The organism is Micromonospora arborensis, assembly GCF_003205615.1.
GTDB lineage: Bacteria > Actinomycetota > Actinomycetes > Mycobacteriales > Micromonosporaceae > Micromonospora > Micromonospora arborensis.
The window spans coordinates 51,069-77,227 of sequence record NZ_PYBV01000006.1 but is presented as its reverse complement, the minus strand read 5'-3'; the positions used below and the strand labels follow the sequence as shown (position 1 = coordinate 77,227).

The window sequence follows — 26,159 nt, the reverse complement described above, 5'->3', positions numbered from 1 at the left end:
GACTACCGGGACGTGGCGACCACCGGGACGCCGCGACCACCGGGACGCCGCGACCACTAGGACCAAGTGGTCGCAGCCGCTGTAGAGCTGCCCCAGATATGGGCCGGGCCTTCGCCGACGTCGCGCCGCCGTTTGTGCCCCAGATATGGGGCAGGTCTACAGGCGGTTGGACAGGTGGGCCCACCTCCGCCGGGCGGGTGCCTGCCGGCATAGTGCAGCCCTTCTGTTGCCACGCCTGGACTACCTCCGCCGGGCCGTGCGCCCGCCGGGACGTGCGTCCGCCGGGACGTGCGTCCGCCGGGCCGTGCGTCCGCCGGGCCGTGCGTCCGCCGGGACGTGCGTCCGCCGGGCCGTGCGTCCGCCGGGCCGTGCGTCCGCCGGGACGTGCGTCCGCCGGGCCGTGCGTCCGCCGGGCCGTGCGTCCGCCGGGCGGTGATCGACTCCAGGTCGCCGACGTGGCGGTGTCTCCACGGGGCGGATGCCGCCACATCGCCGAGGCGGAGTGGATCAACCCCCGAATCCGGCCCGCAACGCTGGCGGCGTTCGCGTACGCCGTACCGGAAAGTCAGTGCGGGTGCGGCCCGTACGAGCGGGCAGAGGGCAGGATGGCGGGTGGCGTCGGTCACACCGGTCGGCGTGGGCGGCGCGGGTGGATCGTCGGGGCGGTGCGGAAACGGCACAACCGCGCCGCGTTGGTCGGAGGGAGGCGCGCGGTGGACGACGAGTTCGACGTGGTGGTGGTGGGAGCGGGGCCGGCCGGGGCGGCCGCCGCGCTGACGGCGTGCCGGGCGGGTGCCAGCGTGCTGCTGCTGGACCGGGCCGACTTTCCCCGGGACAAGGCGTGTGGCGACGGGATCGCCGCGCACGCGGTGGACGTGCTCGACGAGCTGGGGGTGACCGAGGCGGTGGCGGGCTACGCGCCGCTCCCCGCGTTGCGCATGATCGCGCCGGGTGGCGGCGCCGTGGCCCGGGCGCTGCCCCGGCCTGCGTACACCGTGCCCCGGGAGGTTTTCGACGCGCGGCTGGTGGCGGCCGCCGTGGCGGCCGGGGCGCAGCTACGCCGGCACACCGTGCGCCGCGTCGAGCCGCGCGCCGACCGGGTGGTGCTGGACGGGGAGTTGTCCGGCCGGGTGGTGGTGGGCGCGGACGGCGCGGGGTCGGTGGTACGTCGGGCGCTCGGCCACCCGCAGAATCCCGACCGGCACCTCGCGTTGGCCATCCGGGGGTACGCCCCGGCTCTGCCCGGCCCGTCCGAGCAGCTCATCGTCACCTCGAAGGCGCGCTGGCCGGCGTACGCCTGGTCGTTTCCGATCGGCGACGGACGGGCGAACGTCGGGTACGGGGAGGTGCTGCGTGGTGAGCCGCTGAGCCGCGCCTACCTGTTGGACCGGCTGGCCGCGCTGTTGCCCGGCACCGACCTGGCGACGGTGACCGCGTTGCGCGCCCATCATTTGCCGCTGTCCACCCACCGGCCGACACCAGGGCAGGGGCGCACGCTGCTGGCCGGGGACGCGCTGTCGCTGATCAATCCGTTCACCGGAGAGGGAATCTTCTACGCGCTGCTCTCCGGTGCGCTCGCGGGTGCGGCGGCGGCCCAGGCGCCCGAGGAGGCCGCCCGCCGTTACGCCCACGGGTTGCGTCGCCGTCTCGGCACCCACCTGCGGCACAGTTCGGTCGCGGCGTGGTTGGCGCGGCGCCGCCGGGTGGTGGACGCGGCCGTTCGGGCTGCTCGTCGCGACGACCGGGTGTTCTACGACGTGGTCGAGTTGGGGTTGGGTGACGGACGTCTCACCGCCCGCACACTGGCGATGATCGGTGTCGGTCTGCCGGGCAGGGATGGGGCTCCGAGGCGGTGATCTGGCTGATGGGTCGCTACGCTGCTAGGTGATGACGCTGCGGGACCTTATCTACTCCGTGTACGAGCGCCGGCTCACGGCGAAGCTCGCGGGTAAGCCGGTGCCCCGGCACGTCGGGGTGATGTGCGACGGCAACCGCCGATGGGCGAGGGAGATGGGCTTCGTCGACCCGAACGACGGGCACCGGGTCGGCGCGGCAAAGATCAAGCACGTTCTCGGTTGGTGTGACCAGGCTGGCGTCGGGCACGTCACCCTCTATCTGCTGGCCACCGACAACCTGCGCCGACCAGCGAGCGAGCTGGACCCCCTCCTCAAGATCATTGAGGATCTGGTGGTGGAGTTGGCGGAGGAGGGCAACCCCTGGCGCCTGCGCATCGTCGGGGCGCTCGACCTGCTGCCGGCGCAGACCGCGGCGGCGCTCAAGGGCGCCGAGGAGCGCACCCGCGAGCGCACCGGCGGCGCGGAGGTCAACATCGCGGTGGGCTACGGCGGACGCCGGGAGATCACCGACGCGGTCCGCTCGCTGCTGCTGGAGCACGCGGCCACCGGCGGCACGATCGAGGAGTTGGCCGAGGTGCTGGACGTCGAGCACATCGCCGAGCACCTCTACACCCGCGGCCAGCCCGACCCCGACCTGGTCATCCGCACCAGCGGGGAGCAGCGGCTGTCCGGGTTCATGCTCTGGCAGTCCGCGCACTCGGAGTTCTACTTCTGCGAACTCAACTGGCCGGATTTCCGGCACATCGACTTCCTGCGCGCACTGCGCTCGTACGCCACCAGGCAACGCCGCTACGGCGTCTGACCCGGCCGGCGACGCGTTTGTCGCCGGCCGGCCGGCCAGTTCAGGGCAGGTGGGTCAGTGCCTGGGTGAGGAAGTCGCCCAGGGCGGCCGGGGACTCGATCGTCAGGTCGGCGGCGGTGGCCACCTCCTGGCCGGTCTCCGGGTTGGCCACGGCCACGCAGACGCCGAGGAAATCCGGGTCGGCAGCGGCGCGGGCGCGCAGCGCGGCGAAGGCCTTGATGTCCGAGACGTCGTCGCCGAAGTACCAGGCGCCGGTGGCACCCTTGATCGCCTCGCCGATCACCATGCCCTTGTCCCGGTCGACCGGCGGCTTGAGCTCCAGCACCATCCGCCCGGCCTGCACCCGCAACCCCAGCCGGTCGGCCTGCGCCTGCCCCCACTGCTGCACGGTCGAGCCGAGCTGCGGAGCGGTACGCCAGTGCAGCGCGACGGAGAGCCGCTTGAACTCGACAAGCGTGCCGGGCGGTAGCTCCGCCCGGGCCAGGTCGGCCAGCTCGGCCATGGTCGGCACCCAGGGCAGCGCGGCCGGCTCGGTGACGGTTTCGCCGCCCGAGTGGCTGTGCTCCAGCCCGTACAGGCCGTAGAGGTCCACACCGGCGAGCCCGCCGAGCTGATCCCGAAGGAACTCGACGGGTCGGGCGGAGACGATCGCGACCCGCTGCACGACCGGGGCCAGCGCCTCGATGGCGGCCAGCGCCTTGGGTGCCGGGCGTACCGCGGTCGGATCGTCGTCGACGGGCGCGAGCGTGCCGTCGAAGTCGAAGAAGAGCACGGTCCCGGCCACCCGGCTGGCGGTGATTGCCCAGGCCTGGTCGGCGTTCAACGGGGTCCTCGGCTGCTGATTGCCCAGATTCAACGGCGGCACGCGCGTCAGCGTACCCCGGCGATCCAGGCTCATTCCTGGCCGAGCGGACCCGTTCGGCGGTACGCGATCAGCGTTCGGCGGCTCCTCGTCCGCGCCGGCCGAACGGCACCACCGCCGCCTCCTGGCCGTGGCTCAACAGGTAGCCCTCCACGAACCCGGTGTTGCGGTCGCCGGTGTGGTTCTCGATCTCGTTGAGCCGGGCCACCAGGAACTCGGTGAGCGCGCTGATCCGGTCGTTCATCCGCTCGTGCAGCTCGGCGACGACGGCCAGGACGACCGCGGTGCCGGCGGTGATGAGCACGAAGAGGTTGACGAGCAGCGGAAGCTGCCCGCCGTCGACCGCGAGGGTCACTGCGTTGCCGGTCGCCCACAGTGTCATCGACACTGTCGCGACCACGACTGCCAACCACTTCAGGGTCATGGACAGACCCCTCCTTATGTCCCGCAGGGCTGGGTTCGGCCTTGTCCCGTCCCCCCGCCGATGACGAGCCCAAGCAGTACGAATAGGGACGCTAGCGTGCCGGTCCGAGCCCTGGAGCCAAACGAATGAACCCGACCAGGCGTTCTTTCGCCATCTGAGGAACTACCCTGCCTGATTGCCCCTATTGCGGACATCGACCGGCAACGTTGGGCGGTATGCGAGGTATCTGATGGTTTCGCGGATGTGGAACTTCTCCGCGTCCGACACGTTCGGATCGACCAGGCGGCGCAGCAGTGCCTCCACGTCGGGGTCCATCGGAGGGGCGGGCTGGCCGGTCCGGGGGCCGGCCGCGGTGCGGTCCCAGCCGAGCGCGGCGAAGGCGGCGGCCGGATTCAAGCCCAGGCCCTCGCAGAAGGCGACCACGCGTTCGGCCTCCGGGTCGCTGGCCCAGTCGCCTCGAACCCAGCGGTTGATGGTCTGCCGGGAGACGCCGGTGCGCCGGGACACCTCGGTGCCACTCCAGGCCCGGGTCGCCCGCGCCTCGTCCAGGGCGCGCCGGACGAAGGTGGCGAAGGCGATCTTCCGCGCATGGGCCGTCTCGGTCACCCCGTGACGGTACGGCCAGCCGGCTGCGAGCGTGTGCCCCGGCTCGCCACTGTCACGCCGACGTGACGGGATCTTCGGATTTCCGGTAAACGATTCTGTGCCACGGTTGAGGGGTGTCACGCGGGCAGAATAGATGCCCATAGTGGCGAACGTAAGCGGACGAAAAGCTGATACTGTCACGTCCATGGGACAATCTACGGTGTGTCACGTGCATGAGACGATTGGTGCTCACATGCGTCATGCCCCCGGTGCCAGGGGGGTGTGGTGACCGAGCTCGCCACCCGCGCCCAGGCCTTCGGGCTGATCGCCGAGGGGGTGGCCGCGGGGCTGACCGCCCCCTGGCGGCTCTACCTCGCCCGAGGCTGCCGCTACCTGTCGCTGAGCGTCGGCGACCGCGCCGAGTGGAACGCCTGGCGTACCCATCTCGGCTGTCCGGAGCTGAGCGTCCGGGTCTACGACGCCGGCGGCGAGATCCGCCGGTCCTCGATGGCCGAGGTCGTGCTGGACGGCTGCCGGATCAGTGTCGAGCTGGTCGAGGAGGTCAGCACCGACGACCTGGACCGGCTGCTCGTCGCGGATCCCACCACGATCGAGCCGGAGGAGCGATGACCTGGCGTCCCGGCTGGGCCGGAGCTGCCCAATGAGCCCGTTCCTCGCGGTGTTCCTCGTTCTGGTGCTCGGCGCCACCAGCTACGCGGCCGGTCGGTTGCACGGGCAGCTCAGCTACCGCATCGGCTACCGCTTCGGCTACCGCCAGGGCTACTTCGACGGTGACCGGGGCGCGTGGAACCGACGTCGCCGCGACGCCCAGGCGGCGATCGCCTCCGCCCTGTCGGTGTCCCCGGCCGGCGTCGTCCGCTCGGCCGGCACCGTCGCCCGCCCCGGCACCACGTACACCGGCTCGTCGTTCGCCGCGCCGGCCGCCCCGATCACCGGGCGGCACCCGACCGGCACGCTCGTTCGACGTACCGGCTGAGGTCGGTTGGTGGGCCTCGGCCCGCCGACCGGCGACACGAACGCGGTGCGTCGTCCGCGGCGGACACGCACCGTCGGGGTCACGTCAGACCGGTGACGGTGGCCCCAAACCGGCCGGGATGCGCGCAGGGGGCATGCATCCCGGCCGGTTCCGCCGCGTCCGCCGCCGGCATACGCGCTGGTGAATGCCCTGACCGACGGATGTGCGTACACCCGACATGGGAGATCCACGTCCGACCTCTAGCCGGAAGGGTCCGGCGGGGCTAGCGTCTAGGCATGGCAAGGGGTTCTCCCGAGCCAGCCGGTCCGCCCGGATCTGCGACCTCGCGCATGGGGTTCCGCATCCGACCCCGTGTCCCCGGGCACCGGAGGAGGCGGAACACGGGTGGCGGGTGCCCATCCGTCGGAGCAGGCCTGTGACGACTCGCCGTACCACCGCCGGTGCCGACCAGACCCCGGCCGCGACTGCCTCGACCCGCCGCGCCACCAGGGGCCGCCGCTCGGCGGCCGCCGCGCCGGCCGACCCCAAGGAGCCGCGACCAGCCGGCCAGGCCTTTGTCCTGGACACGTCCGTGCTGCTCTCCGATCCGGCGGCGTTCCACCGGTTCGCGGAGCATGAGGTGGTGCTGCCTCTGGTGGTCATCACCGAGCTGGAAGGCAAGCGGCACCATCCGGAGCTGGGCTGGTTCGCCCGGCAGTCGCTACGGATGCTCGACGACCTACGGGTCCGGCATGGCCGACTCGACCGACCGGTGCCCGCCAACGACGTCGGTGGCACCCTGCGGGTGGAGCTCAACCACACCGACGACGGCGTGTTGCCGCCCGGTTTCCGCACCGAGAGCAACGACGCCCGGATCCTCTCCGTCGCACTCAACCTCGCCGGCGAGGGGCGGGAGGTGACCCTGGTCAGCAAGGACATGCCGCTGCGGGTCAAGGCGGCCTCGGTGGGCCTGCGCGCCGACGAGTACCGCCACGGCCAGGCCAGCGACCCGACCTGGACGGGCATGTCCGAGCTGGCGTTGAGCGAGGAGCAGATCGGCCAGTTGTACGCCGGCGAGACGCTCGACCTCGACGAGGCTGCCGGGCTGCCCTGTCACACCGGCCTGGTGCTGCACTCGGGGCGTGGTTCCGCGCTCGGGCGGGTCTTGCCGGACAAGTCGGTCCGGTTGGTCCGGGGCGACCGGGAGGCGTTCGGGTTGCACGGCCGCTCGGCCGAGCAGCGTGTCGCGCTCGACCTGTTGCTCGACGAGGCGATCGGGATCGTCTCGCTCGGTGGCCGGGCCGGCACCGGCAAGTCGGCGCTGGCGCTCTGCGCCGGGCTGGAGGCGGTGATGGAGCGCCGCCGGCACAAGAAGGTGATCGTGTTCCGCCCGCTGTACGCCGTCGGTGGCCAGGAGTTGGGCTACCTGCCGGGGTCGGAGTCGGAGAAGATGTCGCCGTGGGCCCAGGCGGTCTTCGACACGCTCGGCGCGGTGGTGCATGAGAACGTGCTGGAGGAGGTCACCTCGCGGGGCATCCTCGAGGTGCTGCCGCTGACCCACATCCGGGGGCGCAGCCTGCACGATGCCTACGTGATCGTGGACGAGGCCCAGTCGCTCGAGCGCGGGGTGCTGTTGACCGTGCTGTCCCGGATCGGGCAGGGCTCCCGGGTGGTGCTCACCCACGACGTGGCCCAGCGGGACAATCTGCGGGTCGGCCGGCATGACGGGGTGACCGCCGTCATCGAGGCGCTCAAGGGCCATCCGCTCTTCGCCCACGTCACCCTCAGCCGTTCGGAGCGGTCTCCGATCGCCGCGATGGTCACGGATCTCCTGGAGGACATCCCGATCTAAAGGGGCTTATGCGGGCTTTTGTCCGCATTTTATGTGTGGTGCAGATCACAAATGGCCTGGTTGGTTTCCCATCAGCCTCACTGTGCGCAATCGTGTCCCACGAGCGTCCACGCACCACAGGGATCGTTGGTGATCGAACGTCGCGAGGCGGACGGCATCGGCGGCGGTCGGTGCGTCGGCGCGACCGGCAACCGGTCGGGGCGCTCGTGGCACGGCTGACGGCCCGCCTGTGGCCCGCGCCGTGCCGCGTCCTTGCCCCCGACGAAGGGACCACTTCGTGAGTCGGCTGTGGAGCCGGTTGGGTGCCCGTACGGCCGCTGTGGCGCTGCTCTCCGTGGGCGTTGCCGGTGGCTTCTACCTGGGCGACGACCGGGAAACCCAGCAACAGGGCCTGACCGAGCAGGTCGGCCTCGAGGTCGACCGGGCCGATCTCGCCTACCAGCGGGAGCGGCAGGCCGCCCACCAGGTGAAGTTCGCCCAGCAGCGGGCCGCCGAGTACCAGGCCAAGCTGCGCGCGGCGGAGGCCGCCAAGGAAGCCGCCGAGCGGGCCCGCAGGGCCGAGGCCGCAGCGGCGTCCCGCAAACGCGAGCGGGCGGCGGCCAACGCGGCCGCCAAGCCGTACACCGGGCCGATCCCGGCGTCCTGCGAGGAGTTCAGCGGCAACCGCAAGACCGGCTGCGCCCTGATGATCGGCGCGGGCTTCGGCATCGCCGAGTTCCCCTGCCTGGAGAAGCTCTGGACCAAGGAGAGCGGCTGGAACCACAAGGCCAGCAACGGCTCGTCCGGTGCGTACGGAATCCCGCAGGCCCTGCCGGGCAGCAAGATGGGTAGCGTCGCCAGCGACTGGCGGACGAACCCGGCCACCCAGATCACGTGGGGGCTGGGCTACATCAAGGGCAGGTACAAGACGCCCTGCGGAGCCTGGACCTACTTCCAGAACAACGGCCACTACTGACGGTGTCGACGGCGGGGCGGGTGGGCGACCACCTGCCCCGCCGTCGCGCGTACACCGGTCTGCTCGAACGGGACGCGAGTGGCGGTCGGCCGCTTTTGCTGATAGCAGTTGTGGGGTGACCCTGCACCCGTCAAGTGGCGATCCCTTCCGGTTCGGCACCGAGGCGTTCTACGCCGCCCTCGGCCGGGCGTTCGTCGCCATGTGTGCGGTGGTCCCGTTCCTGTTCCTCATCGAGGCGGTCGACCAGGGGCTCGCGTTCGGTCTGGACGCCACCGCCGGCATCATCCCGCACCGCATCGACGGGCTGGACGGGGTCTTCTTCTCCCCGTTCCTCCACCACGGCTTCGACCACCTCTACAGCAACAGCATCCCGCTGATCCTGCTGGGCACCTTCGTCCTGGCCGCCGGCGCCCGCCGGTTCCTCTGGTCGACCCTGGTCATCATCCTGGTCAGCGGGCTCGGCGTCTGGTTCACCGGCTCACCCAACTCGGTGGTCGTCGGCGCCAGTGGCGTCATCTTCGGCTACCTGGGCATCCTGCTCACCCGGGGCATCGTCGAGCGCAGCTGGTGGAACTTCGCGGTCTTCCTGCTGGTCGGCCTGCTCTACGGCTGGCAACTGGTCGGCATCCTCCCCACCGACGAGCGGATCTCCTGGCAGGGGCACCTGTTCGGGCTGCTCGGCGGGGTGGTGGCGGCGATCCTGTTCCGTCGTCGGCGGCCGGCCGTGGACGGCCCGGACTACTCGGGTTCCACGCTCAGCCTGCCCTGACCAATTCTCGGCGCGCCTCTGGGACGTGCTTGCCCGACTGCCGCCGTCCGCCTACGGTCGAGATCAGCAAGCGTTGATCCGTAAGCGGAAAGCGACGGTACGCCATGCGCGAGGTCGATGTCGCCGTGATCGGGGCCGGTCCGGCCGGTCTCTTCGCCGCGTACTACGCGGGGTTCCGGGGGTTGACGGTGGCGGTGATCGACGCGCTGCCAGAGCCGGGCGGTCAGGTCACCGCCATGTACCCGGAAAAGTTGATCCTCGACGTGGCCGGCTTCCCCGCCGTCAAGGGTCGGGACCTGGTGGCCAACCTGGTCGCCCAGGCCGCCCCGTTCGCGCCCCGATACCTGCTCGGTACCCGTGCCGAGAAACTCTCGTACGCCGATGGTCGCCCGGTGCTCGGCCTGGCCGGCGGCGAGCAACTCGGCTGCGGCGCGGTCGTCGTCACCGGCGGCCTCGGCAGCTTCAGCCCCCGGCCACTGCCGTGCGCCGACGGTGCCCCCGGTAACGGGATCGTCTACTTCGTCACCGACCCGACCGAGCTGACCGACCGGGACGTGCTGATCGTCGGTGGCGGCGACTCGGCCTTCGACTGGGCGCTGGCGCTGCAGCCGCTGGCCCGTTCGGTAACCCTGGTGCATCGACGGGAGAAGTTCCGGGCGCACGCCTCGACGGTCGCCCGGGTGCTGTCGCTGCCGGTGCGGGTGGTGGTCAACGCCGAGGTCAGCCGGCTGATCGGGGACGGCACGGTGACCGGCGCCGAGGTGACCGTGCGCGGTGGCGCCACCGAGACGCTCCCGGTGGACACCGTGGTGGCAGCCCTCGGCTTCACCGCCGACCTGGGTCCACTGGCCGAGTGGGGTCTGCGGCTGGACCACCGGCACATCCTGGTGGACAGCGCGATGGCGACGAACCTGCCGAGGGTCTTCGCCGCGGGTGACATCACCGAATACCCGGGCAAGGTCCGGCTGATCGCCACCGGTTTCGGTGAGGCGGCGACGGCGGTCAACAACGCAGCCGTGGCCATCGACCCGAGCGCACACCTCTTCCCCGGGCACTCCTCCGACGCCGGCTGAGTGTCGGTATCGGACCCAGACCGGCCTGAGTCCGGATCGAGACGGGTCGACCGGATCCTGGGGAGATGACGGGCTCCGAGACACAGCAGGACGGCGCACCCACCACGCTGTCCTGGCTCTGCCACCCCGCCACCCTGTTCGCGCTGGTCCTGCTGCTGGTCAACGACCATGTGCTGAAGGCGGCCTTTCCCGGCCTGGTGACCGGCAAGCTGAGCGACGTCGCCGGTTTGGCGCTCGCCCCGCCGCTGGTCGCGGTGCTGCTGACCCTCCTGGTGCCACGGCTGCCGTCCCGGGCCGCCGCGGTGGCCGGCCTGGTCGCGGTGGGCACCGGATTCGCGGTCGTCAAATCCAGCGGGTACGCCGCCGAACTCGCCTCCTCGGCCTGGACCGTGCTGGCCGGGCCGTCGCTGGTCCGGGCCGACTGGACCGACCTGCTCACCCTTCCGGCGCTCGGCCTGGCGTGGTGGAGCTGGACGCGGTCACGTCGCCGCCCGGTGCGCCAACGGACCGCCCGGCTGGTCCGGCTGCTGGTGGTGCTGCCACCGGCGGTGTTGGCGGTGGCCGCGACCAGCCCGATCTACTATCCGTACGCAGTGGGCACCGCGATGCTCGACGGCCACCCGGCGATCTCGGTCGGCAGCGGCTACAGCACGTCGGACTGGCCGACCAGCCCGTTGGATGGGCAGTGGGCGGTCAGCGAGGACGGCGCGACCACCTGGCGGCCGGTCACGGAGGATGAGCAGCGGCGACTGTCCCGCCAGGAGGCCGGGCAGCAGCAGGCGTGCGCTTCGGACGAGCCCCGGCGTTGCTACCGGATTGTCACCGGGCACCTACGGGTCGAGGAGAGTGACGACGCCGGTGCGACCTGGCGGGCGGCCTGGGAGGTGCCCGACGGGCAGCGGGAGGAGTTGGCCCGCCGGTCGCCGAACCCGGGCGATATCCAGCGCCACTTCGCCTCCCGCGATCTGGTCGTCTATCCCCACGCCGGGGGTGGTCACGAGGTGCTGGTCGCCAACGGGCGGGACGGGTTTCTACGCCGTCTGCCCGACGGTGGGTGGCAGCGCGACGGGTTCCTCTTCGAGGAGCTCGGCGCGTCGTGGGACGAACCGCCCCGGCTGGGCGGTGGCGGACCCGGCGATCGCGCGATGGACCTGTTGCTCGCCGTCGCGCTGGCGCTGACTCTCGGCTGCGCGGTCACTGCGCTCGCCGGTCATCTCGCGATCCGCCGTGGTGGAGGTCCGCGCTGGTGGGGGGTCGTCAGCAGTGCGTCGATGCTGGTCGCGGGGATCGTGTTGGCCGCGGCCTGGGGGCGCGACGACGACACTCTGGCGTTCATGGCCGTGCCGTTCGTGCTGGCGGTGGGCGTCCTCACCGCGGCGGCCATGATCGTTCGAGCCTCCTACCAGGGCGCTCTGCGGCGCTGGATCGGGTGGGTGCTCACCGGGCTCCTGCTCACCACGCTCCTGGCTGGGCTGCCGCTGGTCGGTTGGCTGTACGGCACCCCGTCGCGAACCCGGTTCGCGGTGGCGCTCGCCCTGCTGGCCACGGTGCCGGGCGTGCTGCTGGCCATCCGGATCGCGCGGCTGGTGGACCCGGCCCGTGGGTTCGAGCGCCGGTACCCGCCGCGCCCGCCCTATCCGCCGCACGTGCCTTATCCGCCTCCGCCCTATCCTGCGCGCTCACCGACGGTGCCTGATCCGCCGTACCCGTCGCAATGGCCGCCGCAGTGACCCGCCGACGTGCGGTTGACCCTCCGATGGGCGGCTGACCCCTCTGCGGGCGGCTGGTCAGCGGCGGGCGGGTGGCGCCAGTGCGGCGATCAGCACCGCCACCATGGTCAGCGCCGCCCCGAGCAGGGTGTTCACACCGGGGTGCGAGGCCGCCGTGGGAAGGATCAGGTCCAGCAGGACGGCACCCACGATCTGCCCGGCGATGGTGGCCAGGCCGAGCAGCAGTACACCGGTGAAGCGCACGATCGCGGCGGCGATCGCGATGAACACGATGCCGATCGGGCCGCCCAGGTAGAGCCACGGCTCGCTCGGCGGGTGGCCGTCGGGCCAGCCGCGTACGGCGATGTCGATCGCGAACGCGACGAGCAGGGTGACAGTGCCGACGGCGAAGTTGACGAGCGTGGCGGTCAACGCGCTGTCGGCCGCTGCCCGGACCCGGCCGTTGACGGCCTGCTGCCAGGCGATACCCACCCCGGCGAGCAGCGGCAGCAGGGCCAGCGCCAGCGCGCCCGGGTCACCGAGTCGGTCGCCGACCGCCAAGCCGACCGCCAGCACGGTGAGCACCGCGCCGGCCAGCCGCTGCCGGGTGACCGGCTGCCGGCCGGTCGGCCCGATCCCGGCCCGGTCCACGGCGAGGCTGCTGCCGGACTGGCCGGCGACCACCGCCACGGTGAAGACCGCCACGCCCAACGTGCCGATGGTGAGCCCCTGGGTGGCCACCAGGAACGCCCCGCACATCCCACCGAGGCACTGCCACGGCCGTAGCGTGCCCGTCCGCAGGGCCTTCCGCGTCGCGACCAGCCCTCGCCGACCACCGGGGGTCGCGGGCACCAGCACCAGCAGCACCAGCAGGCCGATGCCGAACGAGACGACCGCAGCGGCGAAGCCGTCGTCGAGGCGTACCCCCAGCTCGCCGTTGATGCGCGACTGCACCGCCACCGCGACCCCGGAGATCGACGCCAGCGCGACGCCGGTGATTCGGCGGGCAGCCGGCAGGGTCTGCGGTGTCGCCGTGTCGGCGGCGGTCACTCCTGCTCGGCCAGCGGACGACCGTCGAAGTCGACCGCCGAGTAGAGCGCCAGCTTCTCCAGCCGGTGGTACGAGTCGATCACCCGGATGGTGCCGCTCTTCGACCGCATCACGATCGACTGGGTGTACGCGCCGCCGGCCCGGTAGCGCACCCCGCGCAGCAGATCCCCGGAGGTGACGCCGGTCGCCACGAAGAAGCAGTTGTCACCGGTGACCAGATCGTCGGTGCCCAGCACCCGGTCCAGGTCGTGCCCGGCGGCGATCGCCTTCTCCCGCTCCTGCTCGTCGCGCGGCCAGAGCTTGGCCTGCATCGCGCCGCCCATGCACTTCAGCGCGCAGGCGGAGATGATGCCCTCCGGAGTGCCGCCGATGCCCATCAGCACGTCGACCTCCGACTCGCCGCGCGCGGCCGCGATGGAGCCCGCGATGTCGCCGTCGGAGATGAACCGGATGCCCGCCCCGGTCCGGCGAATCTGTGCGACCAGGTCGTCGTGGCGGCTCCGGTCCAGCACGCAGACGGTCACCTCCGAGACGTCGGTGCCCTTGACCTTGGCGATCCGGCGCAGATTCTCCGCCACCCCGGCGTTGATGTCGATCACGTCGGCGTACGCCGGCCCGACGGCGAGCTTCTCCATGTAGAACACGGCGCTGGGGTCGAACATCGCGCCCCGTTCGGAGACGGCGAGCACCGCCACGGCGTTCGGCATGCCCTTGCTCATCAGGGTGGTGCCGTCGACCGGGTCGACGGCGACGTCCACCTCCGGGCCGGTGCCGTCGCCGACGTGTTCGCCGTTGAAGAGCATCGGGGCGTTGTCCTTCTCGCCCTCGCCGATCACCACCACGCCGCGCATCTGGATCGAGTTGATCAGCTTGCGCATGGCGTCGACGGCGGCCCCATCGCCGCCCTCCTTGTCGCCCCGGCCCACCCACCGACCGGCGGCCATCGCGGCGGCCTCGGTGACCCGGACCAGGTCGAGGGCGAGGTTTCGGTCGAGATCCTGTGGGATCCGCGTCCTGGTGTTGGTCATGACGGCTGCTCCTCCTCGCGACGGTGCGGGGACGACCGGCTGCGGGGCGGTCCCCACTGCCGGCTCTGTCGCTGATCCTCACACGATGGCCGACCCGACCATGGCGCGGGGCGGTGATGGCCCGGATACCGCCGGTCGGGCGGCTGCGAAGATAGGGGGGTGGAGCCCGCACAGCCAGCCGACCGCGTACCCGCCGACCGCACGCCGCCCGACGGCCAGCCGCCGGTCGTCGTCCCCACCGGCCCCGATGACGGGCCCGCCGGGAGCGATCCGACGCCACCGCCTCCGGTGCGGCCCGCCAAGTCCGAGCGGTCGCCGAAGGACATGGCGATCTCGATGCTGGTGCTGCTCGTCCCGATCGCGCTGCTGCTGGCGTTCTATCGGGGCTTTCTCGGCGGTGACCAGGCCACGACGGTCGATCCGGCGCCGGCGATCGAGCAGGCCCGGGCGGCCAACACGTTTCCGGTGAGCCAGCCGCAGGGGCTCGGCTCCGGCTGGTCGACGGTCAGCGCCCGCTATCAGACCGTCGAGGGCGGTGCGAATCTGCGGATCGGCTACCTCACGCCGGAAGGGCGGGGCGTCCAACTCCTGCAGAGCAGCGTGCCGGCGGAGCGGCTGCTCCCCGCGGAGTTGACCGACCAGGGTCAGCCCCAGGGCCCCAGCGAGTTGGCCGGCCGGACCTGGCAGCTCTACACGGCCCGGGGGAACCAGCAGGCGCTGGTCCTGCTGGAGCCCACCCGCACGGTGATCGTCATCGGCGATGCCCGGGACAACGAGCTACGGGAGCTGGCCGGCGCGTTGCGCTGACCTGGGGCTCGACCGTTCGACGGACCCCGTGGCCGGGGCAACCGGACAGACGGGTGATTGTCCGACGCGTCAACAGGGAACAGAGAGGGAGTGATCCGGGCGCGCTGCTCGGCCCGGGTCGCGCGACGTGGCCGACGGTGCTGCCGCGTCGCCCGGTTTCCGGCGCCGTCCAGGTCGTCGGGTGACCCCCTTGGGAGACACACATGACTGTTCGACGACTCGGCGTCGGCCTGGTAGCCGCCGCTCTGCTCACGCCCGGGCTGGCCGCCTGCGCCAGCAATGGAACCGGCACCCCGGGATCGACCGCCTCCCCGACGGCGACCGCGTCCGGCACGGCGAGCCCGTCCGGCGGCGCGCCGGTGGCGGGCGACGCCAAGCAGGCCCTGCTCGACTCCACCAAGGAGATCAGCAGCGGCAACTTCCGGTTCACCCTCGCGGGGGCCGGCTCGACGGCCGAGGGTCAGGTGCACCAGCCGAGCCAGAGCGCCGCGATGAAGGTCGCGATCGGCGGCCCCTCATCCGACCTGACGATGAAGCTCGATCTCATCCACTACAAGCCGGACAGCTGGGTGAAGCTGGAGCTGACCGGCCCCGCTGCCAAGAACCTGCCCGCCATCAAGCAGCTCAACCTCGGCAAGTACCAGCACCTCGACCAGACCCGGATCAAGGGCAACCGCAGCCTCGGCTTCGACTTCGAAAAGGTCGACCCGGCCGGAAGTGCCGTCCTGACGCAGGGCATCACCGAGGTACGCAGCACCGGCACCGGCGCGTACGCCGGCACCATCGACGTCACCAAGGCCGCCGAGGCGGGCTCGCTGAACGCCGCCACGATCGCCGCGCTGGGGACCCAGGCGAAGACGGTCCCGTTCACCGCGAAGGTGGACCCGCAGGGCCGCCTCAGCGAGCTGGTGCTTCAGTTGCCGGCCGCCGGGCAGACCGCCGCCCAGGAGATCCGGATGACGTACTCCGACTACGGTGCCGCCACCGCCGCGCAGAAGCCGCCGGCCGACCAGGTCGTCGAGGCGCCGGCCGAGCTGTACAGCCTGTTCAACTGACGTACGTGGGTGGGGCGGCTTCGGCCGCCCCACCGGCGGGTCAGGAAGCGGGCTCCTGCCGGGCGGCGTCGATCCGCGCCCGCGCGCCATCCAGCCAGCGTTGGCAGATCACCGCCAGCGCCTCGCCGCGCTCCCAGAGCGCCAGCGACTCCTCCAGGGACGTGCCGCCGGCTTCCAGCCGCTCGACCACCGAGGCCAGCTCGGCGCGGGCCTGCTCGTAACTGAGCCGCTCGTCCGGCCCGGCCTTCGTGTCGTCAGTCATCGCGTCCATCTCAGCACACCACTCCCCGGGTCACCGCGTCGCCACTCAACCGTCGACCGTGGCGGTCAGCTCGCCGTCGGCCAGCCGTACCCGCAACGGGTCGCCCTTGCCGACGTCCGCCGCCGCGCGGACGACGTGACCGTCCGCACGCTGCACGATCGCGTACCCCCGGTCGAGGGTGGCGGCGGGGGAGAGCGCCCGCAGCCGGGCGAGGGTGTGGCGCAGGTCGTCGTCGGCGGCGGCGAGCCGGTGCTCCAGGCAGCGGCCGGCCCGTTGGCGCAACGCGGCCAGCTCGGTCGACCGATGCTCCACCATCACCTGGGGTCGGGCCAGCACCGGCCGGGACCGCAGCCCGTCGAGCCGGTGCGTCTCGCGGTCGACCAGGTTGCGCACCGCCCGTTCGAGGCGGTGCCGGGCCTGGCCGATGAGGCGTACCTCCTCGGTGAGGTCGGGGACCACCCGCTTGGCCGCGTCGGTCGGGGTGGAGGCGCGGACGTCGGCGACGTAGTCGATCAGCGGAGCGTCCGTCTCGTGGCCGATGGCGCTGACCACCGGAGTACGACAGCCGAACACCGCGCGGCAGAGCGCCTCGTCGGAGAAGGGCAGCAGGTCCTCGATGCCGCCGCCGCCCCGGGCGATGATGATCACGTCGATGCTCGGGTCGGCGTCCAGCACCTTGAGCGCGTCGACGATCTGCGGCACCGCGGACGGGCCCTGCACGGCCACGTTGACAGTGCGGAACTCCACCGCGGGCCAGCGTCGTCGGGCATTTGTCAGCACGTCCCGCTCCGCTGCCGACGCGCGACCGGTGATGAGCCCGATCCGGCCGGGCAGGAACGGCAGCCGGCGCTTGCGGGCACGGTCGAAGAGCCCTTCGGCCGCGAGTAGCTTCTTGAGCTTCTCCAGCCGGGCCAGCAGTTCCCCGAGCCCCACCTGGCGGATCTCGTCGGCGCGCAGGCTCAGCGTGCCCCGGGCGGCGTAGAACTCCGGCTTGGCGTGCAGCACCACCCGGGCGCCCTCACGCAACTCCGGTGCCCCGGCGTCCAGTACGTCCCGGTTGGTGGTGACGGTCAGGCTCAGGTCGGCCGACGGGTCACGCAGGGTGAGGAAAACGGTGCTGGCTCCGGGGCGGCGGCTGATCTGCGCGACCTGCCCGTCCACCCACACCCAGCCGAGCTTGGCGATCCAGGCCCCCACCTTCTGGCTGACCACCCGCACCGGCCAAGGTTCCTCCGCGCTGCTGCTGCCGACCCGCGCCCCGTCCGTGCTCACCCGCCCACCCTACGGACCCGCACGGTGATCAAGAGATTGGCGTCAGGTCCGGGCGCGTTTCCGACGCAAACCTCTTGATCGTCGGGTCTGAGATCCGGCACGTACGATGGACGGGTGACTGAGGCTGAGGCGACTCCACGGACCGGCAAGCGCGTGCTCCTGGCCAAGCCCCGCGGCTACTGCGCCGGCGTCGACCGCGCGGTGCAGACCGTCGAGGAGGCACTGAAGCTCTACGGTGCCCCGATCTACGTACGCAAGCAGATCGTGCACAACAAGCACGTGGTGCAGACCCTGGAGGCCCAGGGCGCGATCTTCGTGGATGAGAACGAGGAGGTGCCGGTGGGAGCCACCGTCATCTTCTCCGCGCACGGCGTGGCTCCCGAGGTCTACGAGCAGGCCAAGGAGCGTTCGCTGAAGGCGATCGACGCGACCTGCCCGCTGGTCACCAAGGTGCACCACGAGGCGAAGCGGTTCGCCGCCGAGGACTACGACATCCTGCTCATCGGCCACGAGGGGCACGAAGAGGTCATCGGCACGGCCGGTGAAGCCCCCGCTCACATCCAGCTGGTGGACGGCCCGGACGGCGCCGACAAGATCACCGTCCGTGACCCGGAGAAGGTCGTCTGGCTCTCTCAGACCACGCTCTCGGTCGACGAGACGCTGGAGACGGTGGCCCGGCTCAAGCAGCGACTGCCGCTGCTGCAGTCCCCGCCCAGCGACGACATCTGCTACGCCACCTCCAACCGACAGCACGTGGTCAAGGAGATCGCGCCCGACTGCGACGTGGTGATCGTCGTCGGCTCGACGAACTCCTCCAACTCGGTCCGCCTGGTCGAGGTCGCCCTGGACGCGGGCGCCCGCGCCGGCCACCTGGTCGATTTCGCCCACGAGATCGACGACGCCTGGTTGGAGGGGGCCAGCACGGTCGGCCTGACGTCCGGCGCGAGCGTCCCGGACGACCTCGTCCAGGAGGTGCTGGCGCACCTCGCCGCACGGGGCTTCGCCGACGTCGAGGAGATCACCACCGCCAACGAGCGGCTCACGTTCTCGCTTCCGCAGGAGCTGAAGCGGGACATGAAGGCCGCCGCGGCGCGCGGCTGAGCACGGGAACGGACACGGCCCCACCTACGTCAGATTCGGCATGAGGACCTATCGGCTCGCTGTTGCCGCGCTGACCGTCTGTGTGGCGTTGAGCGCCTGCGGCAGCCAGGACGCCGGAGGCGGCACGCCCACCCCGACACCGACGGGAGCGCAGCCGGTGACCAGCCAGCCCACGCCCGACCCGACCGCCCCGCCGTCGACCGTCGACCCCGCACCGACCACCTCGCGAACGGGCCCGAAGCCTGGCGGTCCGAGCACGCCACCGGGGGTCGGCGACACCACCCTGTCCGGCACCGTGCAGGGCGGCGTGGAGCCCAACTGCGTACTGCTCGACGGCTACCTGCTCCTCGGAGGGCCGCGTGACGTGCTGAAGCCGGGTACGCGGGTGGAGGTCACCGGCCGGGCCGAGCCCGGCATGATGACCACCTGCCAGCAGGGCACCCCGTTCGTCGTGGCGAGCGCCAACCGGTCCTGACCAGCCGCCCTAGCGGGCCGAGACCCCGTCGTCGGCCGGATCGGCCAGCTCGGGCGCCTGCGGCTGCCGGGGCGTCAACTCGACCTGCGCGGGCGTGGCCAACTCCTCGTCCGAGACGCCCAACTCGGCGAGCTTGCGTGCGCTGACCAGCACCCGGGCCTCCAGCGAGCCGACCGCCCGGTTGTACGCGGTCACCGCACCGGCCAACGACGACCCGAGCTTGCCCACGTGGTCGCCCAGGGTGGAGAGCCGGCCGTACAACTCCCGGGCGAGGGTGTGCACCGCGAGCGCGTTTCGGGCCAGCGCCTCCTGTCGCCAGGAGTAGGCGACCGTCCGGAGCAGGGCGACCAGCGTGGCCGGCGTGGCCAGCACCACGTTGCGGGTGAAGGCGTGCTCCAGCAGCGTCGGGTCACGTTGCAGCGCGACGTCGAGGAACGGATCGGCGGGAACGAACAGCACCACGAACTCCGGCGAGTTGTCGAACGCCGACCAGTAGGACTTGGCGGCCAACGCGTCGACGTGCCCCCGCAGGTGCCGGGCGTGCGCGTCGAGGTGGGTGTCCCGGCCGCGCTCGTCGCGGGCCTCCATGGCCGTCAGGTACGCGTCGAACGGTGCCTTGGCGTCCACCACCACCGATCGGCCGCCGTGCAGTCGAACCACCAGATCCGGTCGGACGACCTGCTGGTCGGTGGCGGACGTGACCTGCTCGGAGAAGTCGCAGTGCTCCAGCATCCCGGCCGCCTCGACGATCCGGCGCAGCTGGTGCTCGCCCCAGCGGCCCCGCACCTGCGGCGCCCGCAGCGCCGCCACCAGTTGCTTGGTCTCGGTGCGCAACTCACCGGAGACGGCGGTCATCGAACGGACCTGCTCGCGCAGCTCGGCATACGCGTCGACCCGGTCGTGCTCCAGCTCGGCCACCCGCTGCTCGTAGCGGCGCAGGGTGTCGTGCAGCGGCGCGACCGCTCGGGCCACCGCCTCCTGGGACTGCGCGGTGGCCTCGTAGCCCAGGGCCCGCATGGACTGCTCCAGCCGGCCCTCGCCCTCCCGGGTGGCGGCCAGGGTGGCATCGAGTCGGGCGATGTCGGCAGCCGACCGGGACCGGGCCGCGAGCCAGCCCACCGCCCCGCCGGCACCGAGGCACACGATCACCAGGAGCAGGGTCGAGACGTCCATCACCGGAGCTTGCCAGACGGCTACGACGAGACACCCGGGAGTACGGTCGGAGATATGGAACTTGTGTTGTGCCTTGCCGTCGTGCTGGTCGGCGCCCTGGGTGCCGCGGCGCTCATCCGCGCCCAGGCCAGCGCCCGTCAGCGCACCCAGCTCGGCGACGCCCGCGCGGAGGCGCAACGGTGGTACGAGCGCCTCGGCGGCCAGTTGATGAACCTGCACGGCGAAGAGCCGGCGGTGCGCCAGGCACTGGCCGATGCCGGTGAGCGGTACAACGCGGCAGGTTCGCAGCTGGAGCAGGCGCGTACGCCGCACCAGTTCGGGCTGGCCCGGGAGACCGCGCTGGAGGGGCTGGCGTACATCCGGGCGGCGCGTACCGCGCTCGGCATCGACCCGGGTCCCGAGGTGCCGACGCTGGCGGCTGCCCGCGGCGTCGGGCAGCTCACCAAGGAGCGCGAGGTCGACGTGCAGGGGCAGACCTTCCGGGCGGGTCCGCAGCCCGGCCGGGAAACGCCCTACTACTACCCCGGTGGGCGTTATCAGGGTCGACCGGTGCCGGCCGGCTGGTATTCGACACCGTGGTGGAAGACGGCGCTGGGCGCCGGTGCGGGTGTGCTCGGCGGCATCCTGATCGCCGACGCGCTGTTCTCGCCCGCCTTCGCCGACCCCGGGTACGGCTACGACGCCGGCTATCAGGAGGGCTTCGGCGACGGCGCCGAGCAGGGCGGGGACGGTGGCGACCAGGACTTCGGCGGCGGCGACCAGGGCGGCGACTACGCCGGTGGGGACTACGCCGGTGGGGACTACGGCGGCGGCGATTACGCCGGTGGGGACTACGGCGGCGGCGACTTCGGTGGCGGCTTCGGTGGTGGCGACTTCGGCGGTGGGGATTTCGGCGGCGGCGACTTCTGACCGTCGTTCGCAGACCTACGGAACGGGCCCCGGTCGCAGCGACCGGGGCCCGTTCTCGTACCTGTTGGTCAGCCGGTGTTGCGCATTCCGGCGGCGATGCCGTTCACCGTGGTGAGCAGTGCCCGCTCCAGGGCGGTGCCGTCGCTCGGTGCGCGTCGGCCGCCCGGTGCGGTGGCCACCGCCCGTCCGGCGGCGCCGGACTCCCGGTACTGCCGCAGCAGTGCCACCTGAAGGTGGTGCAGCGGCTCCAGGTAGGTGTCGCGTACGGCCAGGGTGCGCTGCAGCACCGGCGAGTTCTCCAGCAGGGCAGGTGAGGCGGTCACCGCCAGCACCTCCCGCTTGGTCAGCTCGTACTCCTGCTCGATCTGCTCGAAGATCGGGTGCAGCTTCTTCGGCACCAGCGTCTCGACGTACCGGCGGGCGATGCTCAGGTCGGTCTTGGTCAACATCATCTCGACGTTCGACAGGAACGTGCGGAAGAAGTGCCAGTTGCGGTGCATCTCGGCCAGTACGTCCGCCAACCCGGCCTCGCGGGCGGCGGCCAGCCCGGAGCCGACGCCGAACCAGCCCGGCACGATCTGCCGGGTCTGCGTCCACCCGAAGACCCACGGAATGGCCCGCAGACCGGAGAGCCCCGCGCCGGTGTTCGGGCGCTTCGCCGGCCGGGAGCCGATGTTGAGCGCGCCGAGCAGCTCGGTGGGGGTGGACGCCCAGAAGTACGCCGGGAGGTCCGGGTCCTCGACGAGCGACCGGTAGGACCGGTACGCCGACTCGGAGACCACGTCCATCGTCGCGTCCCAGCGTTCCAACATCTCGGCCGGCTGCCGAGGTGCGGTGTGCAGCAGAGTCGCCTGGAGCACCGCGGCGAGGGTGAGTTCGAGGTTCTCCCGGGCCAGTGACGGCAGGGTGTACTTGTCGGAGATCACCTCACCTTGCTCGGTCACCTTGATCGCGCCGTCCAGCGTGCCGTACGGCTGCGCCAGGATCGCCTCGTGCGTCGGCCCGCCGCCACGCCCGACCGTGCCGCCCCGGCCGTGGAACAGCTGCAGGTGCACCCCGTGCCGGGCGGCCACGTCGCGCAGCGCGCGCTGCGCCCGGTGGATCGACCACTGGCTGGTGGTGATCCCGGCCTCCTTGTTGGAGTCGGAGTAGCCGAGCATGACCTCCTGCACGTCGCCTCGCGCGCTCACCAGCGCCCGGTACGCGGGCAGCGACAGCAGTTCGTCGAGGAGTTCGCCGCCGGCATTCAGCTCGGCCGGGGTCTCCAGCAGCGGCACGAACCCGATCCGTGCCCGCCTGCTGTGGACGTCCACCAGGCCGGCCTCGCGAGCCAGCACCACCGCGGCCAGCACGTCGTCGACGCCCATGGTCATCGAGATGATGTACGACTCGATGACCTCGGTGCCGAACCGGTCCTGGGCCTCTCGGATGGTGCCGAACACGTCGAACGTCTTGCGGGCGGGCTCGGAGAGCGGAGTGTCCAGGGTCGACAGCGGCCGGCGGCCGGTCAGCTCGTCGGCGAGCAGTTTGGTGCGTTCCAGCCTGGTCAGCGCCGGATAGTCGGAGACCTCACCGACGGCCTCGTAGAGCTGGGCGAGTACCGCGTGGTGCGCCTCGGCGTGCTCACGGACGTCCATGGTGGCCAGGTGCAGGCCGAACGCGGAGACCGTACGGATGGTGGAGGCCAGCCGGCCGACGGCGGTGAGCTGCCCGGAGTTGCGGGCCAGCGAGGCGCGCAGCAGGTCCAGGTCGGCGATCAGCTCGGCGGAGCCCTGGTAGTCCCGGCCCGGCACGTGCGCGGTGCCCTGGCGCAACCTCTGCCGGGTGTTGGCGAGCTTCGCCTTCACACAGCGTGCCTTGAGCCGGTACGGCTCCTCCGCGTTGACCCGGCGGAACCGCGCGGCCACCTCGGGCAGCGCGTCCAGGTCCGCGGCGAGGCTGGCGGAGAGGTCCAGGGACACCCCGCGCAGCCGGCGGGAGACCGAGACCTCGTCGATCAGGTGGTCCATCGCCTTCTCGGTGGCCGCGATGCCGTGCTCGTGCTGGATGGTCAGCACCTCGCGGGTGACCGCCGGGGTGACGAACGGGTTGCCGTCGCGGTCGCCGCCGATCCAGGTGCCGAAGCTCAGCGGCCGGGCCGTCGGTGACGTCTCCACGCCGAGCGTGCGCAGCGTGTCGGCCAGGTCGTCGAGCACCTGGGGGGCGGCCTCGGCGTACAGGTCGCGCAGGTAGTAGATGGCGTTGCGGGCCTCGTCGGTCGGGTCCGGCCGGTCGAGGCGCAGCTCGTCGGTCTGCCACATCAGGTCCAGCAGCTCGGCCAGCCGGCGGTTGGCCGGGCCCTCGTCGCTGGCGCCGTAGAGGATCGCGTTGGCGGTCTCGGTGTCCAACTCGTCGGCGATAGCCCGCAGCTTGGACAGGATCGAGCGGCGGGCCGCCTCGGTCGGGTGCGCGGTGAAGACCGGCCGGACCGCCAGCCGACGTGCCGCGTTGGCGATCTCGTCGGCCGGCACCCCGCGCTCGGCGATCATCTTGGCTGCCTGGTCCAGCCAGCCACCCTGCACCGCGCGGCGTCGGCGCAGATCCCGCGCACGGTGCACCTGTTCGGTGATGTTGGCCAGGTGGAAGTAGGTGGAGAAGGCGCGGGCCAGCTTGGTGCCGGTGGTCACGTCGAGCCCGCCGAGGCGCTGAGCGGCCGCCGGGACGTCGGAGCGGACCTGTGCGCGGATCTCCTCGACGAGGTCGAGCAGCGGGCGGCCCTCCTGGCGGGCCAGGGTCTGCCCGAGCAGGGTGCCGAGTCGGCGGATGTCGGCACGCAGCGCGGCGTCCGGGCCGTCATGGTCGTGCTGGTCGGTCACGATGCGCTCCCTTGCGTGGGTACGAAGGACAGCGCTGTCCGACTTACTGGATGGTATCCGCGCGGACCGGTGGACTGGAGGGCCCCCGGGTGATCGAGTGTCCGCAAGACGGCGTTTTCCGACGTGATCTCAGCCACCGTCCGCGGCCCGGCCCAAGGCCGAAGCGGGCCGCCTGTGGTCCGTTTTGTGAATCACCGGGCGGAAATCATTTGGCCGTGCGGCTAGCGTTCGATCATGAAGTCGCTGAACTACCCGACGAAACCGCGGCCGGGCGACCGGGTCGCGGTCGTCTCGCCGTCCGCCGGCCTGCCCGCCCTCTTCCCCCACGTGTACGAGTTGGGGCTGCGCCGGCTGCGCGAGGAGTTCGGCCTGGAGCCGGTGGAGTACCCGACCACCCGGGTCATGGGGGCGGACCCGCGTGACCGGGCCCGTGACCTGACCGCCGCGTTCGCCGACCCGAGCATCACCGCCGTTTTGGCCACGGTCGGCGGGGACGACCTGATCACGGTCACCCCGCACCTCGACGACGACGTGCTGCGGGCCAATCCGAAGCCCTACTTCGGCTACTCCGACAACACCAACGTGCTCAACCACCTGTACCGGCTGGGCATCGTCGCGTACCACGGCGGCTCGGTGCTGGTGCACCTCGGCCGGCCGGGTGCACCGCACCCGCTGACGTTCGACTCGCTGCGCGCCGCCCTGTTCGGCTCCGACTGGTACGAGCTGACCCCCGCGTCCGCCTGGGGCGACCGGCCCAACTCGTGGACCGAGCCCGAGACGCTGGAGTACGAGCCGGAGATGCTGCCCGGCGAGGGCTGGCGGTGGCAGGGGCCGCAACGGGTGGTGCGAGGGCGCACCTGGGGTGGCTGCCTGGAGATCCTGCACTGGCTGATGGCCACCGACCGGGTGCCGACCGCCGCCGAGCTGGACGGGTCCGTGCTGCTCTTCGAGACCTCCCAGGAGATGCCCAGCGCCCAGGAGGTGTTCCGGATCGTGCGGAACATGGGGGAGCGAGGGCTGCTCGCCGCCTTCCCGGCGATCGTGGTGGGCCGGCCGAAGGCGTGGGACTTCGACCGGCCACTGTCGGTGCCGGAGCGGTCGGCGTGGGGCGCGGCCCAGCGGGAGGCGGTCATCCGCGCACTCACGCCGTACAACCCGGACGCGGTGGTGGTCTTCGACGTCGACCTCGGACACACCGACCCGCAGTTGATCATCCCGTACGGCGGCGAGATCCTGGTCGACGCGGTCGACCGCCGGATCGCGGTGCGTTACTGACGCGTTCGGCGCGTGGGGGCTCCGGGATTGCACCGGGGCCTCCGGGATTGACAGCGGCCTCAGGGGTTGACGGCGGCGAAGGCGCGAACGGGGAAGGTGCCCATGCCGCTCACCATCGGTGGGGCGGCGGTGAACCGGAACCCGCTCGGCGGCAGCGCGTCCAGGCCGGTCAGGTGCTCCACGATCGGGATACCGGCGGCGAGCAGTGTGCTGTGTGCGGGACGTACGCCTCCGGCCGCCGGGCTCATGTCGTCGATGTTGATCGAGTCGATGCCGACCAGGGCCGCGCCGGCGTCGGCCAGCGCCTGGGCGGCGTCCCCGGTCAGGTACGGCGCCTCCGGCCCGCCGTACCGCTCGGTGCCGAAGTGCACATCCCACCCGGTGTGCAGCAGCACCGCCCGCCCGGCCACCTCGTACGGTGCCAGCATCAGCCGGTCCACACTGCGGGTGCCGGCCGGCACCCGGACCACCACCCCGGGTAGGTCAGCGAGCCGGTCCAGCGACACCCCGGCCAGGTCGTCGCCGCCGGCCCAGCGGTGGGCGGGAGCGTCCAGGTACGTGCCGGTGTTGGCGATCATGTTGATCCGGGCCACGTGGAACTCGGTGCCCGGCGCGTACCGCTCGCGGGATGCCGCGAAGGTCAGCCAGTCGGTGATTTCCGGTGCCGGCCAACCGGGCAGGGTGATCATCCCGTCGCTGATCACATGACTCAGCTCGACCAGCCGGCGATCGGAGCCGGACTCGTCGGCGGCGATACCCCGGCCGCCCTTGTGCGGCTCTTCGATGATCGTCTTCGCGCTGATCCGAACCTCGGCGACCATCAGCAGCCCGAGGTGCCGCACGAACAACGCCGCCAGGTCGTCGTCGGTGATCTCCGGACCGGGGATGTCCAGCCGGAACCCCTCGGTGTTCAGCCCGCCGCCGTTGGCGAAGCTCACCTCCGCGTCGAACTGTGCCCGCCACTGCACCATGACAAGACCCGACCACAAAGGTCACCTACGGTCAAGATCCACGGTCGTTCTGGTCGCCGCTGG

25 protein-coding genes are annotated in these 26,159 nt (G+C 71.8%); 15 read left to right on the top strand and 10 right to left on the bottom strand.

Going from position 1 to position 26,159, the window contains the following annotated elements; genetic code table 11:
- The first annotated feature begins 692 nt into the window (after positions 1-692).
- Together C7C45_RS05765 and C7C45_RS05760 are read left to right on the top strand one after the other, a co-directional pair.
- A complete protein-coding gene (locus tag C7C45_RS05765; RefSeq protein ID WP_425271116.1) occupies positions 693-1,856 on the top strand; it encodes a geranylgeranyl reductase family protein in 1,164 nt (387 codons plus the stop codon).
- A 31-nt stretch (positions 1,857-1,887) separates the two neighbouring features.
- A complete protein-coding gene (locus C7C45_RS05760) occupies positions 1,888-2,658 on the top strand; it encodes an isoprenyl transferase (RefSeq protein WP_110562600.1) in 771 nt (256 codons plus the stop codon).
- Between the two features lie 40 nt (positions 2,659-2,698).
- On the opposite strand, the gene otsB is transcribed toward C7C45_RS05760, so the two are convergent.
- The 3 genes from otsB to C7C45_RS05745 all read right to left on the bottom strand — a co-directional run bounded on the left by otsB (position 2,699) and on the right by C7C45_RS05745 (position 4,550).
- Entirely contained in the window at positions 2,699-3,523 is an 825-nt protein-coding gene (gene otsB / locus C7C45_RS05755) for a trehalose-phosphatase (protein ID WP_110562609.1), read from the bottom strand.
- A 67-nt stretch (positions 3,524-3,590) separates the two neighbouring features.
- Positions 3,591-3,944 carry a hypothetical protein gene (locus C7C45_RS05750; protein WP_110562599.1) on the bottom strand — a complete coding sequence of 118 codons (354 nt, stop codon included), beginning with the start codon at positions 3,942-3,944 and terminating at the stop codon, positions 3,591-3,593.
- Positions 3,945-4,106: 162 nt separating this feature from the next.
- Complete coding sequence (locus C7C45_RS05745; RefSeq protein ID WP_110562598.1) at positions 4,107-4,550, bottom strand: XRE family transcriptional regulator; 444 nt, start codon at positions 4,548-4,550, stop codon at positions 4,107-4,109.
- Positions 4,551-4,814: 264 nt separating this feature from the next.
- On the opposite strand from C7C45_RS05745, the gene C7C45_RS05740 reads away from it, so the two are divergent.
- The 7 genes from C7C45_RS05740 to C7C45_RS34415 all read left to right on the top strand — a co-directional run bounded on the left by C7C45_RS05740 (position 4,815) and on the right by C7C45_RS34415 (position 11,884).
- A complete protein-coding gene (locus tag C7C45_RS05740; RefSeq protein WP_110562608.1) occupies positions 4,815-5,159 on the top strand; it encodes a hypothetical protein in 345 nt (114 codons plus the stop codon).
- 31 nt (positions 5,160-5,190) lie between these two features.
- On the top strand, positions 5,191-5,526 hold the full coding sequence (locus C7C45_RS05735; protein WP_110562597.1) for a hypothetical protein: 336 nt from the start codon (positions 5,191-5,193) through the stop codon (positions 5,524-5,526).
- A gap of 415 nt (positions 5,527-5,941) precedes the next feature.
- Entirely contained in the window at positions 5,942-7,357 is a 1,416-nt protein-coding gene (phoH2, locus tag C7C45_RS05730) for an RNA 5'-3' helicase PhoH2 (RefSeq protein ID WP_110562596.1), read from the top strand.
- Between the two features lie 277 nt (positions 7,358-7,634).
- Positions 7,635-8,312: an aggregation-promoting factor C-terminal-like domain-containing protein gene (locus tag C7C45_RS05725; RefSeq protein ID WP_110562595.1), complete on the top strand. Its 678-nt coding sequence runs from the start codon at positions 7,635-7,637 to the stop codon at positions 8,310-8,312.
- Between the two features lie 115 nt (positions 8,313-8,427).
- The gene (locus tag C7C45_RS05720; RefSeq protein ID WP_110562594.1) at positions 8,428-9,081 is read left to right on the top strand and encodes a rhomboid family intramembrane serine protease; all 654 of its coding nucleotides are present in this window, start codon (positions 8,428-8,430) and stop codon (positions 9,079-9,081) included.
- Between the two features lie 104 nt (positions 9,082-9,185).
- A complete protein-coding gene (locus C7C45_RS05715; RefSeq protein ID WP_110562593.1) occupies positions 9,186-10,154 on the top strand; it encodes an NAD(P)/FAD-dependent oxidoreductase in 969 nt (322 codons plus the stop codon).
- A 65-nt stretch (positions 10,155-10,219) separates the two neighbouring features.
- Complete coding sequence (locus C7C45_RS34415) at positions 10,220-11,884, top strand: hypothetical protein (protein ID WP_208641077.1); 1,665 nt, start codon at positions 10,220-10,222, stop codon at positions 11,882-11,884.
- A 57-nt stretch (positions 11,885-11,941) separates the two neighbouring features.
- Here the strand turns inward: C7C45_RS34415 and C7C45_RS05705 are convergent, their stop codons facing one another.
- Complete coding sequence (locus C7C45_RS05705; RefSeq protein ID WP_110562592.1) at positions 11,942-12,913, bottom strand: DMT family transporter; 972 nt, start codon at positions 12,911-12,913, stop codon at positions 11,942-11,944.
- Positions 12,910-13,941, bottom strand: coding sequence for a class II fructose-bisphosphatase (gene glpX / locus C7C45_RS05700; protein WP_110562591.1), 1,032 nt, complete (start codon positions 13,939-13,941; stop codon positions 12,910-12,912). Before glpX ends, C7C45_RS05705 begins: the two co-directional genes overlap by 4 nt.
- Positions 13,942-14,100: 159 nt before the next feature.
- Here glpX and C7C45_RS05695 point away from each other — a divergent pair, with 159 nt between their 5' ends.
- Both C7C45_RS05695 and C7C45_RS05690 read left to right on the top strand, forming a co-directional pair.
- Positions 14,101-14,748 carry a DUF4245 domain-containing protein gene (locus C7C45_RS05695; RefSeq protein ID WP_110562590.1) on the top strand — a complete coding sequence of 216 codons (648 nt, stop codon included), beginning with the start codon at positions 14,101-14,103 and terminating at the stop codon, positions 14,746-14,748.
- A gap of 203 nt (positions 14,749-14,951) precedes the next feature.
- Positions 14,952-15,803, top strand: coding sequence for a hypothetical protein (locus C7C45_RS05690; RefSeq protein WP_110562589.1), 852 nt, complete (start codon positions 14,952-14,954; stop codon positions 15,801-15,803).
- Between the two features lie 40 nt (positions 15,804-15,843).
- Here C7C45_RS05690 and C7C45_RS05685 read toward each other — a convergent pair whose 3' ends face one another.
- Together C7C45_RS05685 and xseA are read right to left on the bottom strand one after the other, a co-directional pair.
- On the bottom strand, positions 15,844-16,065 hold the full coding sequence (locus C7C45_RS05685; RefSeq protein WP_030328827.1) for an exodeoxyribonuclease VII small subunit: 222 nt from the start codon (positions 16,063-16,065) through the stop codon (positions 15,844-15,846).
- 45 nt (positions 16,066-16,110) lie between these two features.
- A complete protein-coding gene (gene xseA, locus C7C45_RS05680) occupies positions 16,111-17,337 on the bottom strand; it encodes an exodeoxyribonuclease VII large subunit (protein WP_110562588.1) in 1,227 nt (408 codons plus the stop codon).
- Between the two features lie 114 nt (positions 17,338-17,451).
- On the opposite strand from xseA, the gene C7C45_RS05675 reads away from it, so the two are divergent.
- Together C7C45_RS05675 and C7C45_RS05670 are read left to right on the top strand one after the other, a co-directional pair.
- Positions 17,452-18,438, top strand: a complete 987-nt coding sequence (locus tag C7C45_RS05675) for a 4-hydroxy-3-methylbut-2-enyl diphosphate reductase (RefSeq protein ID WP_110562587.1) — start codon at positions 17,452-17,454, stop codon at positions 18,436-18,438.
- A 40-nt stretch (positions 18,439-18,478) separates the two neighbouring features.
- Positions 18,479-18,913: a hypothetical protein gene (locus tag C7C45_RS05670; RefSeq protein WP_110562586.1), complete on the top strand. Its 435-nt coding sequence runs from the start codon at positions 18,479-18,481 to the stop codon at positions 18,911-18,913.
- A gap of 9 nt (positions 18,914-18,922) precedes the next feature.
- Here C7C45_RS05670 and C7C45_RS05665 read toward each other — a convergent pair whose 3' ends face one another.
- Positions 18,923-20,086 (bottom strand): DNA recombination protein RmuC, encoded by a 1,164-nt coding sequence (locus C7C45_RS05665; protein ID WP_110562585.1) that lies wholly within the window; start codon positions 20,084-20,086, stop codon positions 18,923-18,925.
- Positions 20,087-20,140: 54 nt separating this feature from the next.
- On the opposite strand from C7C45_RS05665, the gene C7C45_RS05660 reads away from it, so the two are divergent.
- Positions 20,141-20,995, top strand: coding sequence for a hypothetical protein (locus tag C7C45_RS05660; protein ID WP_110562584.1), 855 nt, complete (start codon positions 20,141-20,143; stop codon positions 20,993-20,995).
- Between the two features lie 68 nt (positions 20,996-21,063).
- On the opposite strand, the gene ppc is transcribed toward C7C45_RS05660, so the two are convergent.
- On the bottom strand, positions 21,064-23,850 hold the full coding sequence (gene ppc, locus C7C45_RS05655; RefSeq protein ID WP_110562583.1) for a phosphoenolpyruvate carboxylase: 2,787 nt from the start codon (positions 23,848-23,850) through the stop codon (positions 21,064-21,066).
- Between the two features lie 234 nt (positions 23,851-24,084).
- Here ppc and C7C45_RS05650 point away from each other — a divergent pair, with 234 nt between their 5' ends.
- A complete protein-coding gene (locus tag C7C45_RS05650; RefSeq protein ID WP_110562582.1) occupies positions 24,085-25,125 on the top strand; it encodes a S66 family peptidase in 1,041 nt (346 codons plus the stop codon).
- A 59-nt stretch (positions 25,126-25,184) separates the two neighbouring features.
- On the opposite strand, the gene C7C45_RS05645 is transcribed toward C7C45_RS05650, so the two are convergent.
- Positions 25,185-26,096: a cyclase family protein gene (locus C7C45_RS05645; RefSeq protein ID WP_110562581.1), complete on the bottom strand. Its 912-nt coding sequence runs from the start codon at positions 26,094-26,096 to the stop codon at positions 25,185-25,187.
- Positions 26,097-26,159: the final 63 nt, after the last annotated feature.